22 protein-coding genes and 3 pseudogenes are annotated in these 16,501 nt (G+C 68.6%); 12 read left to right on the top strand and 13 right to left on the bottom strand.

Going from position 1 to position 16,501, the window contains the following annotated elements:
- Positions 1-264 (bottom strand): annotated as a pseudogene (locus tag ACPL7H_RS16445) (hypothetical protein); the annotation flags it as partial.
- A 105-nt stretch (positions 265-369) separates the two neighbouring features.
- Here ACPL7H_RS16445 and ACPL7H_RS16440 point away from each other — a divergent pair.
- Entirely contained in the window at positions 370-696 is a 327-nt protein-coding gene (locus ACPL7H_RS16440; RefSeq protein ID WP_424797867.1) for a DUF418 domain-containing protein, read from the top strand.
- Positions 697-717: 21 nt separating this feature from the next.
- On the opposite strand, the gene ACPL7H_RS16435 is transcribed toward ACPL7H_RS16440, so the two are convergent.
- The 3 genes from ACPL7H_RS16435 to ACPL7H_RS16425 form a co-directional block, all read right to left on the bottom strand.
- Positions 718-1,404 carry an SDR family oxidoreductase gene (locus ACPL7H_RS16435; protein ID WP_424797866.1) on the bottom strand — a complete coding sequence of 229 codons (687 nt, stop codon included), beginning with the start codon at positions 1,402-1,404 and terminating at the stop codon, positions 718-720.
- 85 nt (positions 1,405-1,489) lie between these two features.
- The gene (locus ACPL7H_RS16430) at positions 1,490-2,044 is read right to left on the bottom strand and encodes a hypothetical protein (RefSeq protein WP_424797865.1); all 555 of its coding nucleotides are present in this window, start codon (positions 2,042-2,044) and stop codon (positions 1,490-1,492) included.
- Positions 2,041-2,430 (bottom strand): hypothetical protein, encoded by a 390-nt coding sequence (locus ACPL7H_RS16425; RefSeq protein WP_424797864.1) that lies wholly within the window; start codon positions 2,428-2,430, stop codon positions 2,041-2,043. The genes ACPL7H_RS16430 and ACPL7H_RS16425 overlap by 4 nt, the downstream gene beginning before the upstream one ends.
- 27 nt (positions 2,431-2,457) lie before the next feature.
- Between ACPL7H_RS16425 and ACPL7H_RS16420 the strand changes: the two are divergent.
- A pseudogene (locus ACPL7H_RS16420) lies at positions 2,458-2,697 on the top strand (NUDIX domain-containing protein); the annotation flags it as partial.
- A 107-nt stretch (positions 2,698-2,804) separates the two neighbouring features.
- Here the strand turns inward: ACPL7H_RS16420 and ACPL7H_RS16415 are convergent.
- The 5 genes from ACPL7H_RS16415 to ACPL7H_RS16395 all read right to left on the bottom strand — a co-directional run bounded on the left by ACPL7H_RS16415 (position 2,805) and on the right by ACPL7H_RS16395 (position 5,924).
- On the bottom strand, positions 2,805-2,984 hold the full coding sequence (locus ACPL7H_RS16415) for a hypothetical protein (RefSeq protein WP_424797873.1): 180 nt from the start codon (positions 2,982-2,984) through the stop codon (positions 2,805-2,807).
- 35 nt (positions 2,985-3,019) lie between these two features.
- On the bottom strand, positions 3,020-3,553 hold the full coding sequence (locus ACPL7H_RS16410; RefSeq protein ID WP_424797863.1) for an AAA family ATPase: 534 nt from the start codon (positions 3,551-3,553) through the stop codon (positions 3,020-3,022).
- Between the two features lie 95 nt (positions 3,554-3,648).
- Complete coding sequence (locus ACPL7H_RS16405; RefSeq protein ID WP_424797862.1) at positions 3,649-4,491, bottom strand: SDR family oxidoreductase; 843 nt, start codon at positions 4,489-4,491, stop codon at positions 3,649-3,651.
- A gap of 134 nt (positions 4,492-4,625) precedes the next feature.
- Positions 4,626-5,036 carry a VOC family protein gene (locus ACPL7H_RS16400; RefSeq protein WP_424797861.1) on the bottom strand — a complete coding sequence of 137 codons (411 nt, stop codon included), beginning with the start codon at positions 5,034-5,036 and terminating at the stop codon, positions 4,626-4,628.
- Positions 5,037-5,153: 117 nt separating this feature from the next.
- Positions 5,154-5,924: a thioesterase family protein gene (locus ACPL7H_RS16395; RefSeq protein ID WP_424797860.1), complete on the bottom strand. Its 771-nt coding sequence runs from the start codon at positions 5,922-5,924 to the stop codon at positions 5,154-5,156.
- A 137-nt stretch (positions 5,925-6,061) separates the two neighbouring features.
- Between ACPL7H_RS16395 and ACPL7H_RS16390 the strand changes: the two genes are divergently transcribed.
- On the top strand, positions 6,062-6,535 hold the full coding sequence (locus ACPL7H_RS16390; protein WP_424797859.1) for an FABP family protein: 474 nt from the start codon (positions 6,062-6,064) through the stop codon (positions 6,533-6,535).
- Between the two features lie 42 nt (positions 6,536-6,577).
- Here the strand turns inward: ACPL7H_RS16390 and ACPL7H_RS16385 are convergent, their stop codons facing one another.
- Positions 6,578-7,720, bottom strand: coding sequence for an NAD(P)-binding domain-containing protein (locus ACPL7H_RS16385; protein WP_424797858.1), 1,143 nt, complete (start codon positions 7,718-7,720; stop codon positions 6,578-6,580).
- Positions 7,721-7,768: 48 nt separating this feature from the next.
- On the bottom strand, positions 7,769-8,665 hold the full coding sequence (locus ACPL7H_RS16380; RefSeq protein ID WP_424797857.1) for a M23 family metallopeptidase: 897 nt from the start codon (positions 8,663-8,665) through the stop codon (positions 7,769-7,771).
- 68 nt (positions 8,666-8,733) lie between these two features.
- Here ACPL7H_RS16380 and ACPL7H_RS16375 point away from each other — a divergent pair, with 68 nt between their 5' ends.
- Positions 8,734-10,254: an MFS transporter gene (locus ACPL7H_RS16375; protein WP_424797856.1), complete on the top strand. Its 1,521-nt coding sequence runs from the start codon at positions 8,734-8,736 to the stop codon at positions 10,252-10,254.
- A 33-nt stretch (positions 10,255-10,287) separates the two neighbouring features.
- On the opposite strand, the gene ACPL7H_RS16370 is transcribed toward ACPL7H_RS16375, so the two are convergent.
- Complete coding sequence (locus ACPL7H_RS16370; RefSeq protein ID WP_424797855.1) at positions 10,288-10,866, bottom strand: thymidine kinase; 579 nt, start codon at positions 10,864-10,866, stop codon at positions 10,288-10,290.
- Positions 10,867-10,920: 54 nt separating this feature from the next.
- Between ACPL7H_RS16370 and arfB the strand changes: the two genes are divergently transcribed.
- The 5 genes and pseudogenes from arfB (at position 10,921) to ACPL7H_RS16345 (ending at position 13,509) form a co-directional block, all read left to right on the top strand.
- The gene (gene arfB, locus ACPL7H_RS16365) at positions 10,921-11,361 is read left to right on the top strand and encodes an alternative ribosome rescue aminoacyl-tRNA hydrolase ArfB (protein WP_424797854.1); all 441 of its coding nucleotides are present in this window, start codon (positions 10,921-10,923) and stop codon (positions 11,359-11,361) included.
- A gap of 182 nt (positions 11,362-11,543) precedes the next feature.
- The gene (locus ACPL7H_RS16360) at positions 11,544-11,828 is read left to right on the top strand and encodes a hypothetical protein (RefSeq protein WP_424797853.1); all 285 of its coding nucleotides are present in this window, start codon (positions 11,544-11,546) and stop codon (positions 11,826-11,828) included.
- Positions 11,825-11,959: pseudogene (locus ACPL7H_RS16355) on the top strand (hypothetical protein); the annotation flags it as partial. The gene ACPL7H_RS16360 and the pseudogene ACPL7H_RS16355, both read left to right, overlap by 4 nt.
- Positions 11,960-12,207: 248 nt before the next feature.
- Positions 12,208-12,783, top strand: coding sequence for a 1-acyl-sn-glycerol-3-phosphate acyltransferase (locus ACPL7H_RS16350; protein ID WP_424797852.1), 576 nt, complete (start codon positions 12,208-12,210; stop codon positions 12,781-12,783).
- A gap of 102 nt (positions 12,784-12,885) precedes the next feature.
- Positions 12,886-13,509: a nucleotidyltransferase domain-containing protein gene (locus ACPL7H_RS16345; RefSeq protein WP_424797851.1), complete on the top strand. Its 624-nt coding sequence runs from the start codon at positions 12,886-12,888 to the stop codon at positions 13,507-13,509.
- A gap of 80 nt (positions 13,510-13,589) precedes the next feature.
- On the opposite strand, the gene heR is transcribed toward ACPL7H_RS16345, so the two are convergent.
- Positions 13,590-14,360 (bottom strand): heliorhodopsin HeR, encoded by a 771-nt coding sequence (gene heR, locus ACPL7H_RS16340; protein WP_424797850.1) that lies wholly within the window; start codon positions 14,358-14,360, stop codon positions 13,590-13,592.
- 183 nt (positions 14,361-14,543) lie between these two features.
- Between heR and ACPL7H_RS16335 the strand changes: the two genes are divergently transcribed.
- From ACPL7H_RS16335 to ACPL7H_RS16325, 3 genes are read left to right on the top strand one after another with little or no spacing between them, the layout of a single operon-like run.
- The gene (locus tag ACPL7H_RS16335) at positions 14,544-15,206 is read left to right on the top strand and encodes a winged helix-turn-helix transcriptional regulator (RefSeq protein ID WP_424797849.1); all 663 of its coding nucleotides are present in this window, start codon (positions 14,544-14,546) and stop codon (positions 15,204-15,206) included.
- Between the two features lie 36 nt (positions 15,207-15,242).
- Positions 15,243-15,914: a dihydrofolate reductase family protein gene (locus tag ACPL7H_RS16330; RefSeq protein WP_424797848.1), complete on the top strand. Its 672-nt coding sequence runs from the start codon at positions 15,243-15,245 to the stop codon at positions 15,912-15,914.
- Positions 15,911-16,498, top strand: a complete 588-nt coding sequence (locus tag ACPL7H_RS16325; RefSeq protein ID WP_424797847.1) for a dihydrofolate reductase family protein — start codon at positions 15,911-15,913, stop codon at positions 16,496-16,498. Before ACPL7H_RS16330 ends, ACPL7H_RS16325 begins: the two co-directional genes overlap by 4 nt.
- Positions 16,499-16,501 lie beyond the last annotated feature (3 nt).

Genomic DNA, 16,501 nt, shown 5'->3' with positions numbered 1-16,501 from the left:
GGGCGTACGCTTGTTCTTCTTGTCCTCGAAGGCTACCTCTGTATAGGCCTTGACGTTCGCTCGTTTGGGCCCAAGTGGCGCGCCGCACGGCTTCAGCATCGAATGCGCAAACTGCGGCACCACGGTCAATACCGACAGTAAGGCCGAGGTCGCACGAACTTCTTGATCTACAGCCCCTCGAATACCCGATGTCGGAATCAGTCGTGCTTCGCGCCACTCAGCCGCCATGACATTCCTCGCATTCACCGTCGAGTGCAATTCCACTGCCTCGACGCTACCTGAATTCCTGCGACTCATGGCACAGTTTCGGGTACCGGACTGGCGCGTTCCCGCCCATATCGCGCTTGGAGCCAGTTCCAGCTGGCCGGCGTGACCGCCGGGGTGGCGTACGCCTCCGGCTTCCTGCTGCTGCTGCGCACCCGGTGGGGCGGTGTGCTCAGCGGCTTCTTCGCACCGATGGGCCGGATGGCACTCACGAACTACCTGGCCGCCACGGTGATGTTCCTCAGCGCCGCGCCGCTGATGGGCATCGAGGACTTCGAGTCCTGGCCCCAGGTCACGGCCCTGACGTTCCTCATCGTCGTGGCTCAGGCAGGCTGGAGCCGTTGGTGGCTGCGGCGTTCTACCTACGGTCCCGTGGAGTGGCTGTGGCGGTGCGTGACCTGGTGCGAACGGGTGCGACTGCGGCGAGCGTGACCACCCGACCCATGCCCTGAGTCAGGCGAGCGCGTCGGCGATCGGGGTGGATCCGTCGTAGAAGTTCAGGGTGCGCCGGATCCCGGTTGCGGACTCCAGGACGTGCACGATCACCTCGGCCACATTCTCCCGCGAGGTGACCCGCTGATCCTCGGTGAGGTCCCCATCGGGAACCTGCCCTTCGTCGTCGGCCAACAGGATCTTGCCTGTTGCCGGCTCCATGGTCAGCCCGGCCGGACCCAGGATCGTGTAGTCCAACTCCGTTGTGCGCAGGTGGGCATCGGCATCGTGCTTGGCCTTGGCGTAGGGGTAGAAGGAACTCTCCGGATCGATCCGGTGGATGTCCGCCGCAGCGGTGACGTAGGAGACCATCACGTACCGGCGCACCCCGGCTCGCTCCGCAGCCTGCATCGAGAGCACCGCGGCCTCATAGTCCACCGCGTGGGTACGGGCCGGGTTGCCACCACCGGCACCGGCGGAGAACACCACGGCGTCGGCGCCGTCGAAGACCTGGGCAAGGGCACCGACATCGGCATTCTCGATGTCCAGCAGCACCGGGTGCGCGCCGGTCGCGGCGACCTCGTCGTGGTGGTCGGGGTTACGGATCACGGAGTGCACCTCATACCCCGCGTCGGTCAACTTCGGGGCGGTGAGCAGGGCGATCTTGCCGTGACCGCCAATGATCACCACGCGCTTGCGCTGTGTCATCGAGATCCTTCCGAGTTCGGGTGAGCCGGCCGGTGCCGGACCACTCGATCATCACCGCGACCGGGCTGCGGTGCAACAGCGCACCTCACGAGTCCGCGACCCACAACCGGCGAAGGCCGTCGGAGTGCACCATGAGAGCGAAGAGCACCGCCCCGGGAACCAACCACCGCACCGCGGAGCCGGCCTCGGCGTTCTCGGCGGGCTCGGCACCGGCGATCAGTGTCAGGATCAGCACCACGGTGATCGCGGCCGGCAGGAGCCATCCGACCACCCGGACGAAACGCGCCGCCCCGCCGCCGTGACGCCGCCAGATGACGCCGCAGGCGCCCAGCGCGACGAGGACCACCACCAGTAGCGCCACCGCCGCCAGGAGCAGCACGAGCGTGGCCGGCACGTTGTCCGAGTTGGCCAAGGTGTCATAGACCCCGATCGGTGCGGTGAGCACGCTCCACGCCCCGACGTCGGGGCCGGCGGCCGCGGTCACCAGGCTTCCCACCCCGAGCAACACGACCGTGGCCAGCACCAGGCCCCGCAGCAGCAGCGACTCCAGGTCATCGATACGCCGCTCCAGGACCAGTACCCGGCTGCGCACCCTGCCGATCTCAGCCTGTGCTCGATCCTGCGACTGTGTCGATGTCACGCCGGCCCGCCCTTCGTCGTCGTTGCGCCACTCTCACCGTGAAGCGGCCGCAACCTCGTGGGAGCGGGGAAGGGCAGCACGTAGTCACGCACGTTCGCCCCCGCCACTGCCGCCACACCGTAGTCGTCCTGCCGAACCGTGATGCGCTCGGGGTGGACCTCGGTCATCCGCACTCGCTCGGAGGTACCGTCCGGGTGCTCCAGCAGCCACGGTTCGGCAAGGAAGGACAGCCCGCGCTCCTCCAGCGCTTCCTCGGCGTCCAGGTAGTCCAGTGGTTCGGTGATCTCGCGACCGAGCATGTCGACGGCCACGAAGTGCTCGTCGCGCATGCGCAGCCAGCCGATCAGTTCACCGTCTGTCCGCCGATGCTCAATCCAGGTGTCCATGAGCGGCCATGGTAGGAGGGGGCGACGGTGGAACTCACCCGAATTTCCGACACGCTCGCACGGCCCGCCAACGAGGTATTCGGGCGAGCCAGTAGACGCTCCCTTCCTGCGCGATACAGTGCGCCGGTGAGTTTCCGACTAGCCGCCTACGCCGTGTGCATCGAAAACGATCACCTTCTCCTCGTCCATCACGTGCCTGCCGATGACGAGCCGGTCTGGACCCTGCCCGGCGGTGGGGTGCAGCACGCCGAGGATCCATTCGATGCAGTGACCAGGGAAGTGTCCGAGGAGACTGGCTGCGACGCAACGGTCGAGAGCCTGCTGGGTGTGGACTCCCGGGTGATACCCGCAGCGGTCGCTCGTGCCGGAACCACTCACCAGAACGTGGGCGTCTTCTCCAGGTCCGTCTCCTCAGTGGCCGGCTGCGCGCTGAGCCGAACGGTGACACCGAGGACCCCTCCTGGGTCCCGCTGCCCAGAGTTGCCCGATTGCGCCGATCCTCGTTGGTCGACGTCGGCCTGACGCTGGCGCAGACCCGCCCGATCACCGGGCACGTCGCCACCGCACCCGTGGGCGGCTTGATCCAGCACTAGGACCCATCCCTGGCGGCGAGGACCGCCTCCACGACGGTCTCAAGCGTCACTCCAGCGGTGTCCACCTCAGAGACCTCGTCCGAGGCCGACCAGGGAACGAAGTCGGCGGCACGAGCGATTACATCCGCCCACGAAGGCTCACCAATGCGCTGAAACCCCCGGGTACGGCCCTGCAGACGCACGCGGTGCTCGCTCACGTCGGAGCAGATCAGGTGCACGAACCGCAGCGGCACCTCACACCGCCCCGCGGCGCGGCGCCAAGTCCGGCGAGCCTCGTCACTATCGTTGACCGCATCGACCACCACGGACGAACCCGCCATCAGGTTGGTCTGCGCCATCGCCCGGGCCGCCTCGTACGCCGCAACGCCCACAGTCCACCCGGGCGGCAGGCCGCTCTCGAGGAGTGCCTCCTCGATGGTGTCGATGGACAGGTGCACACTCGCGGTCCGCTTCGCCACGGCAGCCGCGGCAGCCGTCTTGCCCACACCGGACAGGCCGGATATCACCAGCAACACGTTCGCTTCATCCACACGCGGCACCGTAGCGCGGGGGTGTTCGGAGGGATTCGCACGGCGCTGACGCAGCACGACGGCGGGGTCGCGCTTCGTGCGCCGCACCAGCCCGATCAGGCAGGCTCCGTCGTCGTCGGCTCTTTTCGCTCGGCAGCCCCGGCCCGGCCGGTGAAGGCATCCATGGAGTCGTGCAGCCCGAGAAAGGCGGTGATCCGGTCGAACACCGTCACCGGCAGCAGCCGGGCGAACCGGACAGCCATCACCCTCTGCGGCATGAGCAGTTCGGCACGACCCCGCTCGATCGCCCGCAGGATGCGGTCACTGGCTCGCTGCGGGTCCAGAATCGGCAGGACGCGGGGGAACCTGGTGCGGACCCCGGCGAACATTCCGGTGTCGATGTAGTAGGGACACACCACCAGCGACGTCACCCCGGTCTTGTCCTTGGCCAACTCCACCCGCAGGGACTCGGCGAAGGTGAAGGCCGCAGCCTTGCTGGCCGAGTAGTCGCTCTGGCGGGCCACGCCCAACAGGGCGGCGGCACTGGCGATCGTCACCACGCTGCCCCGGCCGCGCTCGATCATGCCGGGCAGGAAGGCGCGGGTCACCCAGTACAGCGAGAGCGTGTTGACCTCGAAGGTGCGCCGGATCGCCTCCTCCGACGCCGCCAGCAGCGGCTTGCCGGTGACGACGCCGGCATTGTTGATCAGCACATCCACCGGCCCGGTCTCCCGGCCGGCGGTCGCGACCGCGGCGGCATCGGAGACGTCGACGGCGAACGATTCCGCAGGTGCGCCCGCGGCCCGGATCTCATCGCGAACCGCCGCGGCGGAGCTTGTGTCCAGGTCCCAGATCACGACCCGCCCACCGCGCCGCGCCACGCCGAGAGCGAGCAGCCGGCCGATGCCGCTACCGGCCCCGGTGATCAGTACCCTCTGGCCGCGAAGGTTGGTGCGCATGCCACTGATTCTCGCGCACGCAAACTCGATGTGCGGGCGCGCCGTTCACCGGATGTGTGGGCGCATGCCTGCCGGATCCTGATCGTCCGGACGCCCGAGGCCGGGCGTGCGCTTGACCTGCGCTGTGCTGGTGGTCAGCGGATCAGGCAGAAGGGATGTCCGGCCGGGTCCAGGTACACCCGGAACCCGCCGTCGGAGGAGGGCTGGTGCTCATGCACCCGCGCGCCCAGGGCCAGCACACCGGGCTCGGCGGCATCGATGTCACCCACGGTGAAGTCCAGATGCATCTGCTGGGGGTGGGTCCCACCGGGCCAGGTGGGCGTGACCCAGTCATCGATACGCTGGAACGCCAGCGTGGGCCGGCCCTGCGGGTTGTCCGGGGAGACCCCACCACCGGGAGGCTCAAGGTTGACCCAGTCGCGATCGGCGCCCTGCTCCATCGGCCAGCCCAGCAACTCGGAGTAGAACCGACCCAACACCAGGGCGTCGGGACAGTCCAGGATGATCAGGTCGAGCACGGGGGTGCGAGGCTGGTCGTTGTTCATGGGGCGTTCTCCTTCGCCGAGTCGGGCCAGGTGAATCTGCACGCTAACCCTCATTCCGGACGATCCGCGGCCGCCTTCGGGTCGTGGCCGGCGACACGACCCGCCCGCGGCAACGCCTCAGCGCGGCCGGACCGTGAGCACCTGGGAGTGGGCACCGATCGGACCGGTGCGGTCGTGGATGATCGTGTGCGTCAGCCCGATCCCTGCGGCACCGAAGGACACGGTGGTGTCGTAGCCGACCCACTCCCCTTGCGGTTGGGCGAAGAAGTGGGCGGTCAGGTCCAGGTTGGGGAACAGCACCTCGCGGGGGTCGGCACGGATGGCCATGCCGTTGGAGACGTCGAGCATCCCGGCGAAGGCCGCCGTGCGGCTGGACTCCTCGCCGGCGACCAGTGCGTGCGCGGTGCGTGCCCAGAACGCCCCGTGGCCCGGCTCATGGTGGTCGCGGCGCACCTCGATGGATCTGATGAAGCCCCCGGGCCAGTCGCGGGTGGGATCGACCGGCTCCATCTCCTCCGGGGGCTTGATCCGGGGCAGCGCGGTGCCCGCCAGTGCGGTGGTGTCGCGGGTCTGCATCAGCCACGCACGCAGGCGTACCACCGCCCGGCCCGCGTGGGACAGGACCGCCTCGACCAGTTCGATCGTGCGCCCGGGCCGCAGCACCTCCATGGCGATGTCCACCACGTCCACCGGCACGGTGCCGAGGATGTCGTAGGACATCCGGGCCACCACCAGGTGGTCGTCGCGGCGGGCATCCCGGTCCTGCTCCACGGCGTGCACCATCAGCCCCAGTGCCGCCGCGATGTGCTGTTCCTCCTCGACCCATGCCCCACCGACGTGCTCGGTGGCGCGGAAGGTGGAGGTGTCGATGCGTTCGAAGTAGGCCATGGGCGCCATTGTGGGGCAATCGGCGGGGTCGGTACGGCATTCTGGGTGCTCGGCGTGCACGCGCGGGTCGACGGCGCAGGTCACCCGAAGCGGCCGAGCCGGCTCCTGCCCGCCGGTCCCGGCGTAGTGTCGGGAACATGGCACTGCACCCCGCTCTTGCTCCCGTCGCTGATCTGGTCGGCACCTGGCGCGGCCCCGGCCGCGGCGAGTACCCCACCATCACCTCCTTCACCTACACCGAAGAGGTCACCTTCACCGACGTCGGCAAGCCCTTCCTCACCTATCTCCAACGCACGTGGTCACCCGCCGGCGATCCGATGCACACCGAGACCGGGTTCTTCCGCGTCGCCGGCGGCGAGGCCGTGGAGTTCGTCCTGGCCCAGCCCACCGGGCAGACCGAGTTGGCCGAGGGTGCATTGGTCACCGAACCGAGGGGGTTCGCCACCGAACTACACTCCCGGGTGGTCAATGCCGCGAGCGCCAAGATCGTCGATGAGACCATCCGACGGCTGCGCCTGGACGGCGATGAGTTGACCACGGAGTTCGCGATGGCCGCGGTAGGGGTTCCGATGACCCATCACCTCGGTTCGGTCCTGACCAGGACCGCGTAGGCGGGTATCCGGGGGCGGTGAACTCCATGTGACCGGCCCCGATCAGGTCCCCCGCCGCGCCCGCACGATCGCGGCGACCGCCGCCCGCCCGGCGCGGTTGGCGCCCACGGTGGACTGGGAGGGCCCGAACCCGATCAGGTGCACCCGCGGCTCATCGGCGACCTGGGTTTCGCGCAGCATGATGCCACCCTGCTCATTCCGCAGTTCCAACGGGTCCAGGTGCGCCAGCGCCCCTTTGAACCCGGTGGCCCACAGGATCACATCCAACTGGGTGAGGGACCCGTCGGCCTCTCGCACACCGCCCGGTTCGATCGCGGTGAACATCTCCCGGCGCACCAACGCACCACGCTCCTTCGCGGCCAGGGCGTAGGGGGTCCAGCCAAGACCGGTGTAACTGACCACCGAGCCGGTGGGGCGGCCCTCCTCCACGTCGGCGGTGACGTTGGCGATCACCTCCCGCCCGGTCTCGGAGGTGAACTCCCCCTCGTGGAAGACCGGCTCACGCCGGGTGTACCAGAACGTGGTGGCGTGCCGGGAGATCTCCTCCAGTTGCTGCACCGCGGAGATCCCGCCACCCACGATCGCCACCCGCTGCCCGGCGAACTCCTCCGCCGCTACATAGTCACGGGTATGCAACTGCCGTCCCAAGAAGGTCTCCGCGCCGGGATAGACCGGCCACACGGGGTTGTCCCATGTGCCGGTCGCGTTGATGACCCACTGGGTAACCCAACTCCCCCGGTCGGTCTGCACGATCAGGTCCCCGCTGCCCCCGCCGCCCGTGCCCATGCCGACGGCGTCGGCGTCGGCGTCGGCGGAACCATCCTGAGCGTCCCGAACCGAGGTCACCCGCACCGGACGCACCAGCGGGAAGCCGTGCTCGAACTCATAGGCGGCGAAGTAGCGGGGAACCGCGTCCCGGCTCGGCTCGTCCGGATCCACCGACGGGACGGGCATGCCCGGAAGGTCGAAGATCGCGTTGATCGTGCTCATCCGCAGTGACTCCCACCGGTGTTGCCAGGCCCCGCCCGGGGCGGCCGCGGCGTCCAGGACCACGTAGGTGGCGCCGTCGTTCCCGGGTTGTAGGGCGCTACCGAAGCGCCTGCGATTCAGGTGGTAGGCGGCGGACAGACCGGCTTGACCGGCGCCGATGACGACGACGGTCGCGCGAGCGGGCTCTGGGGGCATCGCCTGGGTCAACGCCGCCGCGATCGCGGACCTTCCCGTCGCCGTCTCCTACGCAGCCGGTGGGGTTTCGGGCGCGGTGAAGACCTCCCCGTCGCGGGGCATCTGGGACAGCGCCGCGGAGGTGGGCTCTCGTGCGTACTTCACGAAGGTCGGGTCGAGGTCGCCGGTCCGGGCGATCTGCGGCCACACCATCGTCAGCCCGGCCGCTGCTTCGACGTTCGCCCGGTCCATCAGTTGCACGTGCAGGTGCGGCATCGACGTGTTGCCGGTGTTGCCCACCCGGCCGATCACGTCACCGGCCACCACCGAACTCCCGAGCGCGATCGCGCTGCCCCGGCGCAGGTGGGCGTACGCGGCGAAGGTGCCGTCGTCGTGGGCCACGATGACGTGGTTGCCCAGCACCGCACCGGTGCCGCCGATCTCCCGGGCCATCGCCTCCACCGTGGCCAGGTACACCAGGCCCGGCCAGGTGCTGCGGGCGCGGTGGTCGCGCCTGGAACCCAGTGAGCGCACGACGACGCCGGGAGCCATCGCGTAGACCGGCTCACCGAAACTGGGGTACTCCTCGGGTCTGTCCCCGCGCAAGCCCCAGCGGACCAGCGCCGGAGTGGAGTCCCGTGCCGGGCGGGACAGATCAACCGCGCAGTACTGTCCCCGGGTGCGCGTGCCATGGCTGGGCAGGTGTTGGCCGGGGCTGTTCATCGCCACCCACTGCCCCCGCACCGGGGCGAGCAGTTCGGCCGGGGCGCCCGGTGACGTGCGCGGGGCGGTGCCGATCAGCACCAGCAGCACGACGATCAACCCGGACACGAACAGGGCATGCCTCGGCCGCAGCGGCAGCGGTTGCTCGGGGATGAAGGAGTTCAGCACGATCAGTCCCACCGCGATGAAGGCGGCCAACAGCAGTCCCGCCCACACCGGCCGCAGGGCGCTGATCAGGCGCATCGGACCAGTTCGACCGGCTCAGCGTGCATACCGGGACCGTACCGGTTGGGAGTACCATCAGCCGCTACATGTCCACGATGAGCCAGGGTCCGGATCGACCCGATGAGTTCACCACCGAGGCCACCAGCCCGCCTCCGGCGCAGCAGGACGACGCCCCCGATCCCGCCCGCTGGCGCGTCCTCGCTGTGGCGCTGGGTGCCGTCTTCATGTCTCTGGTGGCGGTCAGCATCATCAACGTGGTGCTGCCCTCGATCCAACAAGGACTGGGCGCCACCGACTCCGACCTGCAGTGGGTCCTGACCGGTTACGCCCTGACGTTCGGGGTGGTGCTGGTGGCGGCCGGGCGAGCCGGCGACATCCTCGGCCGCGGACCTCTCTTCATCATCGGCACCGCGCTGTTCACCCTGTCCTCGGTGGCGGCCGGGCTCGCACCGGACCCGGGCACCCTGAACGCGGCCCGGTTCGTGCAGGGACTGGGCTCGGGACTGCTCACCCCGCAGGTCGTGGGCATGATCCAGCAGTACTTCCGCGGGCCCGAGCGTGGGCGTGCCTACGGCGCGCTGGGGGCGGTGGTCGGGATCTCGGTGGCGATCGGGCCGGTGCTGGGCGGGCTCATCGTCGAGGTGGCCGGGTCGGTGAACGGGTGGCGCTGGACGTTCCTGGTGAACGTTCCGGTGGGGTTGGGCGCGATCGCGCTGGCCCTGCGCTGGCTGCCGCGGCCGATGCGACCTCCCCGCACCACCCGCCGCACCACGGTCCGCGATGTGGACCCGGTGGGTGCGGTGCTGCTGGGCCTGGCGGTGCTGGCGCTGCTGCTGCCCTTCGTCGAGCGGAACATGGGCTGGCGCGGCTGGTTGCTGGTGCCGGCAGGGCTGGGGTTACTGGCACTGTGGGCCTGGTGGGAACAATGCCACAAACGTCACGGCCACCCCCCGATGGTGGACCTTGCCCTGTTCGGCATCCGCAGTTTCACGGGCGGCACCCTCATCGCAGGTCTGTACTTCATGGGCGTGACCAGTGTGTGGGTGCTGGTGGCGATGTACGTGCAGGGTGGCCAGGGTGGCAACGCCCTGGAGGCGGGGCTGATCGGCCTACCCGCGGCGCTGATGTCTGCGGTGAGTTCCTACCTCGCCGGTCGCTGGACCAGTACCCACGGCCGCCCGATCCTGATCGCCGGGATGGGCTGCGCGCTGCTCGGGCTGGTGCTGAGTATCGCGGTGGTGCAACTGGCGGCCACCGGTGCCGCGAGCATGTGGTGGCTGTTGCTGACGTTGGCGTTCATCGGCATCGCGCAGGGCATGGTGATCGCCCCCAACCAGACCCTCACCCTGACTGAGGTACCGCTGGAGTACGCCGGTAGCGCGGGCGGCGTGCTGCAGACCGGGCAACGCCTCGGTGCCGCGATCGGACTGGCCGTGATCACCGGCCTGGCCTTCGCGGTGCTGGCCGAGCGGGACTGGACCGCGGCGATCAGTGCCGGGTTCGCCACCACCACCCTGATCGTGCTGGTCAGCCTGGTGGTTGCGATGTTCGACCTGCGTAACGCCCGGACCAGCTCGTCTGTGACCCGCCGGGCGCCCCTGGGCTGACCGGGCGAACCGGCGCCCACGCGAGGGCCGCCGTCAAGCCCCGAGCATGAGGTGGCGTCGGCAGCGGGCCTGGTAGGTCTCAGTACCGCCGATGGCGGTGACGCTGGGGACCAGGGCGTCCTCGCCGTCGTCCTCCTCCACCCGCTGGTGGAAGGCGGCGTCGCGCCCGCAGACCGAACACACCGCGGTCAGTTTCACCACGTCCTCGGCCAGTGCCATCAGGGCGGGCAGCGGCTCGAACGGCCGGCCGTCGTAGGTCACACACAGACCGGCGACGACGACGGTCATCCCCTCGGCGACCAGGTCACCGACCGTGGGGACCAGGTCTGGACCGAAGAACTGCGCCTCATCGATGGCCAGCAGGTCCAGGTCACGCCCGGTGAGGAGATCGCGCAGCGCAGCGACGTCCGATACCGCCCGGGAGGGGATGCGCCCGCCGTCGTGCGAGGCGACCTGGCCGGCGCCGTGGCGCTCATCCAGGCTGTGGTTGACCACCTCCACGGCCAGCCCGGCCAGCCGAGCCCGGCGCACCCGGCGCAGCAGTTCCTCGGACTTGCCGGCGAACATCGGCCCGCACACCACCTGGAGCCGGCCACCTGTCTCGTTGCGCATGGCACGACCCTAGCGAGCGGCCCCCGGCGAACCCCGTGGGTCATACTGACCGGCGTGGATGACCTGCGCGTACCCCCAGGGCCGGGCGCACCGGCCGGGATCACGGTGCCGGCGGCAGAGTTGCTCGAGCGGTTCTCCCACGCCTCCGGGCCCGGCGGCCAGGGTGTGAACACCACGGACTCGCGGGTTCAACTCAGCCTCGATATCAGCGCCACCACCGCCCTGAGCGACGTTCAGCGCAAGCGAGCCCTGAACCGGCTCGGCACCCGCCTCTCCGGGACGGTGCTGACCGTCGACGCGGCCGAGCATCGCTCCCAGCGACGCAATCGGGTCGCAGCCCGGGAGCGCATGTCCGCCCTGCTGCGCGAGGCGGTGGTGCCTCCGGTCCGGCGGCGCCCGACCAGACCCACCCGCGGCTCCCAGCGCCGGCGACTGGAGGGGAAGCGGTTGCGATCGCAGATCAAGCGCACCCGCATGCGTCCGCGACCGGAGTGAAGTTCAGGCGGCGGCACCGACTGCGACGACGCCGACGATCACGCTGAGGGCGGCTCGGAGTGCGAGTCGCGATCCTGGTGCGGCGGGCGCCGTCGTCATGGCTTGATCCGCGTCAAGGCTCCTCTCTCGCTCTCCGCATACGTTGAGGACATAGCCGAGACAAGGACGGGAGGCCTCTACCGATGGCCGAGGGACACATGGCGACCGCTGCTCAGTTCGCTCCGCTCATTGAGCGGGTGCACGGGGAGCACCACCCAGAACTGACCCGGGTGCGCGAACTCACCGAGCAGGTCCAGCAAGCAAGTAGCGCCGGCCAGGTCGCTGCACTCTTCGACGAACTGCGCGCGGTGACTGGCAACTATGCGGTGCCCGGCGATGGGTGCGAGGCCTTCGAGGCGACCTACAGAGCGCTGGAACACGCCGATGCAGCGCAGGGTCTGGGTACCACCCCCGGAGGAACAGTATGAGGAGGTTGACTCCACTGGACGAAGGTTCGGTGATGGCCGCCAAGCGGATGGAGGGCACCTCCGGCACCGCATTCCCCGGCCACACCGCCACGGACGAGTCGGTACTCGTGGTCACTGAGGGGCGATGCACCATCGAGTTCGCTGAGACCCGACACGATCTGGCACCCGGCGATGCCTTCGTGTGCCCTCCGGCGAGTGGCACAAGGTCACCGGAGGTCCGGACTTCAAGGCCGTGCACGTGATGCCCAAGGCCATCCGGTTCGACTTCTTCGAGCGACCTGACCCGGACATCTGAGCCACAACCTCGGCACTTCGTGGCCGCTGGTGGGCTGCATCACGCGCGCGGGCCAACGGGTCAAGGACCATCTAGCGTAGGACCATGCTTCGACGCCTCGTGGCCCGCGCGTTCTGGTCACTCAGCCGGTGGAGACTGTCCACCTCTCCCGCGCCGGACCGTCCCACCATCCTCATCGGCGCCCCGCATACCTCCAACTGGGACTTCGCGTTCATGCTGGGCATCGCCTGGCGGTTGGGCGTCGACGTGCGCTGGTTGGGCAAGAACAGTCTGTTCCGAGGCTGGCGGGGCCCGATCATGCGGGCACTGGGCGGTATTCCCGTGGACCGGTCCGACCCCAGCCGCGTGGTGGGTGAGGTGGTCCAGCGGGTCCGCGCCGGTGAGGTGTTCGGGCTCGTGGTCACCCCCGACGGAACCCGCAGCGGGCACACGCACTGGAAGTCGGGGTTCTACCGCATCGCCCGGGAGACGGGGATGCCGGTGACCCTTGGCTACGTCGATCGCACCACCATGACTACCGGCCTGGGGCCGACCTTCGAGTTGACCGGTGATGTCGCCAAGGACATGGACCGGATCCGTGACTTCTACGCCGACAAGTCCGGGGTGCGGCCTGAGCACCGGGTCGAACCGCGGCTGCGGGATGAGACCGGGACCGGCTGAGCACAACCAACGCGCAAGTCCCTCGCGCAGCCCAGCGCTTCGGAATATCACGACGCAGGGATCGGCAAACGCGCCGATCCGCACGGGCGTTACTCTGTGGCTGTGCTCGATCATGACGAAGTGGTCCGTCTATATGGCCCTTGGAAGCACCGCACACCAGAAGACGCAGCACAACTGCTCGAAAGCTACTCCGGCCGGTGGTGGATTGCTGGAGGCTGGGCGATCGACGCTTTTGCCGGTTCGCGGCGCGAGCATGGCGACCTGGACCTCGGGATCCCCCGCGAGGAAGCAGAGGGATTTGTCGACTTCGTGTCATCCACACTTGATGCCTGGGCTGCATTCGGCATCTTGGCGCCGATTCTCCCGAACCAAGACGCACAGATTCCCGATCGATGCGGCAACCTCTGGTTGCGCGCGAGCGGTGCTGATCCCTGGGAATATGACGTTCTGCTTGAGGAAGTTCGCGGAATTACCTGGCATTACAAGCGGGCTCCACACCTGACGAAGCCACTTGTGGAGTGCCTGTGGGAACACGATGGGATCACTTACCTGCGTCCAGAAGTCCAGCTTCTCCTGAAGGCAAAGCACGCTCGCCCCAAGGACACCCTCGATCTCGAGCGTTGCCTGCCACACCTTCAGGAGGCGAGCCTTGATTGGCTAGAGGGAGCGCTCCGGCAGGAGCGTCCCGGGCACCGGTGGTTGAAACTGCTCGCAGCGTGCCGATGATTGGAGTGGGCATGCGTGCCGCTGGGAGTGGCCCCAACTGAACCGATGCGCGTGAAAGATTGCGGACATTGACCGGTGGCTCAGGCGGCGAGGGTGCCGGCGAAGATCTGCCAAGCCAGAGCGGACTTGGCGGTGAGACTGAGCGTGATGTAGAGCCGCTCCCCCAGTAGGTAGTCCCGGAACCGGCCGACCGGGCGGTACTGGAGCCACTGCACCAACGCGAACACGTTGAAGAAGAGGAACAGCGAGACGATGATCCCGTAAACGAAGCCGGGTGGCTCGGCCCCAGTGGTCGACCCCGGGGCGAGTGTGTAGATGACGATGCCGACCCAGGGCACCACCCCGGCAAAGCAGCCGAAGATGAACGGCAGCCATCCGCCGTCGCCTGGCTCGTGGTAGCGCTCCTGCAGCCAGCCGAACAGGATCATCGAGGCGTTGACGCCGAACAGCGCCACCAGCGCCACCACGTCGGAGATGCCGACCAACTGGGCGATGATCACGATCATCAGCGAACTGGATAGCGCGTACTCCACCCAGCGGAAGTAGTTGTGCCTCTGCGCCAGCCCCGCTCGGTAGCGGCCGAAGAATGGTGGGGAGGCCACGATGACGTGGAACAGCGCAGACAGAACCAGGAACGTCGCGATCGCCAGCGGAATCGGGGCGTCCCACAGCGTGACCGCCTCGCCCGGGGGGCTGCCGGGCGGGCCGGCGAGGTACCTGGCGGTGATCGGCAGGGTGAAGTCGGTCGCGAGCAGCACCACCGCGACCGCCTGGGCCGCGTGCACGACCGCGGCCGTGATGTTGTACCTGCGTAGCCCGGCGTAGCGGCTTGGGTCGATCTCCGTCGTCATCGTTGAGCCGATCATTGGACAGTATTCCCACCACCGTAGTGAGTTCCACGGGGGACTGCAGGGCAGTTGAGACCTCGGCGCCGGTCACGACGACGACCTCCCCGACATCTCGCCAGAAGCGGAACCGCGCCCCCAACGTGCACGTTGCTTGCTTTTATGGAGCGCACTTCGTAATATGAATCCATGAAGGATTACGGCCAGTTCTGCGGCCTTGCCAAGGCCGGCAGTGTGCTGGGTGAGCGCTGGTCGTTGCTCATCCTGCGCGACCTGAGCATCGGACCTCGCCGGTTCAAGGACCTGCTGGAGGGCTTACCGGGAATTCCGACCAGTGTGCTGGCCACGCGGCTGCGTGAGTTGCAGTCGGCGGGCGTCATCGACCGCACGGCGCAGGACCGGCCGGGTGGGGGTGTGCTCTACGGACTCACCCCGCACGGACAGGGACTCCTCCCCATCCTTGATGCGATCGGGAGATGGGGAGCGGCGACGATGGTCTCACCGGCCGACGACGACGTGATTACCGATGCCTCGCTAGCGGCGGCCCTGCGGGCAGCCTTCCGCCCCGGCGCGGTGCGGGTCGTGACGACGTACGCGGTCCATGCCGGTCCTGCGAGCGCCTGGGCGATTGTTGAACCCGACCGGGCCATCGTCGGCGAAGGCGAACCCGGTGGCCCGCCCGACGTGACGATCCGCACCGGCCCGCAACTTCGCCTGCTGCTCGCCGGCCGAATGACACCCGCTGATGCGCTGAGTTCCGGGGCTGTCCGCCACACCGGACCTCCTGCCGCCTTCGATGACTTCATCCGCGCCTTCCATGTCCCGCTGGCCGACACCGCCGGCATTCCCTGATCCCCAACCCAGCCAAGCCACAGAAAGGCATGCACCATGAAATTGAGCGTCAATCTCTTCATGACCCTTGACGGGGTCAGCCAAGGTCCGGGCAGCGCGGAGGAGGACACGCGCGGGGAGTTCCACCGCGGAGGCTGGCTGATGCCCGTCTTCGACGATGGATGCGGCGAGGCGGTCAATGGGTGGTACGAGCGCTGCGGTGCCCTGCTGCTGGGACGGCGCACTTTCGACACCTTCGCAACCCACTGGCCCCTTGTCACCGACCCCGCGGACGCCGTCGCCGATCGCATCAACCACCGGCACAAGTACGTGGTGACCTCCTCGACACTGGGTGCCACCTGGGCCGACACCAGCACGCCGCTCGGCTCCGGCTTCCTCGATGACATCGGACGGCTCAAGGAGGCCGACGACGATCGTGAACTGCAGGTTCACGGGAGCATCCGCCTGGCCCGCACTCTGCACGAGGCCGGGTTGATCGACATCTACCGCTTCCTGATCGCCCCCGTCGTCGTGGGCGGCGGTGCTGGCCTGTTCGACGGGGACGGTCCCGCCTACGGCCTTCACCTGCAGCACAGCACGGTGACGGAAAGCGGCGTCCTGTCCGTGGAGATGTCCCCGCTGGAGTTTGACAACTCACTGCGGGCCGCCGTGGTGGCCGGGCGCGACGCCGTCGTTCCTGAACACGCCCAGGTCGGAGCACAAGCATGACCGTCATCGCCAGCCTGAGCGTCTCCCTCGACGGGTTCTACACCGGCCCGGACCCGGACCCGGAGAGCCCGATGGGCAGCGGCGGGGCGTCGTTACACGGCTGGTTCGCCCACGACGTCGCCGACAGGAACCAACTCACCGCCGACGACGTGCTGGGCCCGGAGTTCGACCGCACCGGCGCCCTGGTGATGGGGCATGACAGTTACCAGCACGCCGAAGCCATCTGGGGGCCCCACCCGCCATTCGAGATGCCCATCTTCGTCCTGACCCATCACGCCCGCCCCGACGACGTGCGCGAAGGCTCCACCTTCCACTTCGTCACCGACGGTTTCGAAGCCGCCGTACAGCGGGCGACCGCTGCCGCCGCGGGCAAAGCCGTAGGACTGCACGGCGGGGGCGCCATTCAACAGGGCCTGCAAAGCGGCCTGCTGGAGGAACTCCAGATCCACCTGGTCCCCGTCCTGCTGCACCAGGGACGCCGTCTGTTCGAGAGCGGTGGGGACGCTCCGGTGGAACTCGACATCGTCCGGGTGGCAGAAGGCCCCGGGGTAACGCACTTGAAGTACCGGCCCCGGTGGCCCTGAACC

The organism is Pseudactinotalea sp. Z1732 (assembly GCF_049724975.1).
Classification (GTDB): Bacteria; Actinomycetota; Actinomycetes; order Actinomycetales; family Beutenbergiaceae; genus CALKWS01.
The sequence above is the reverse complement of the archived record's forward strand: the minus strand, read 5'-3'. Positions and strand labels throughout refer to the sequence as shown.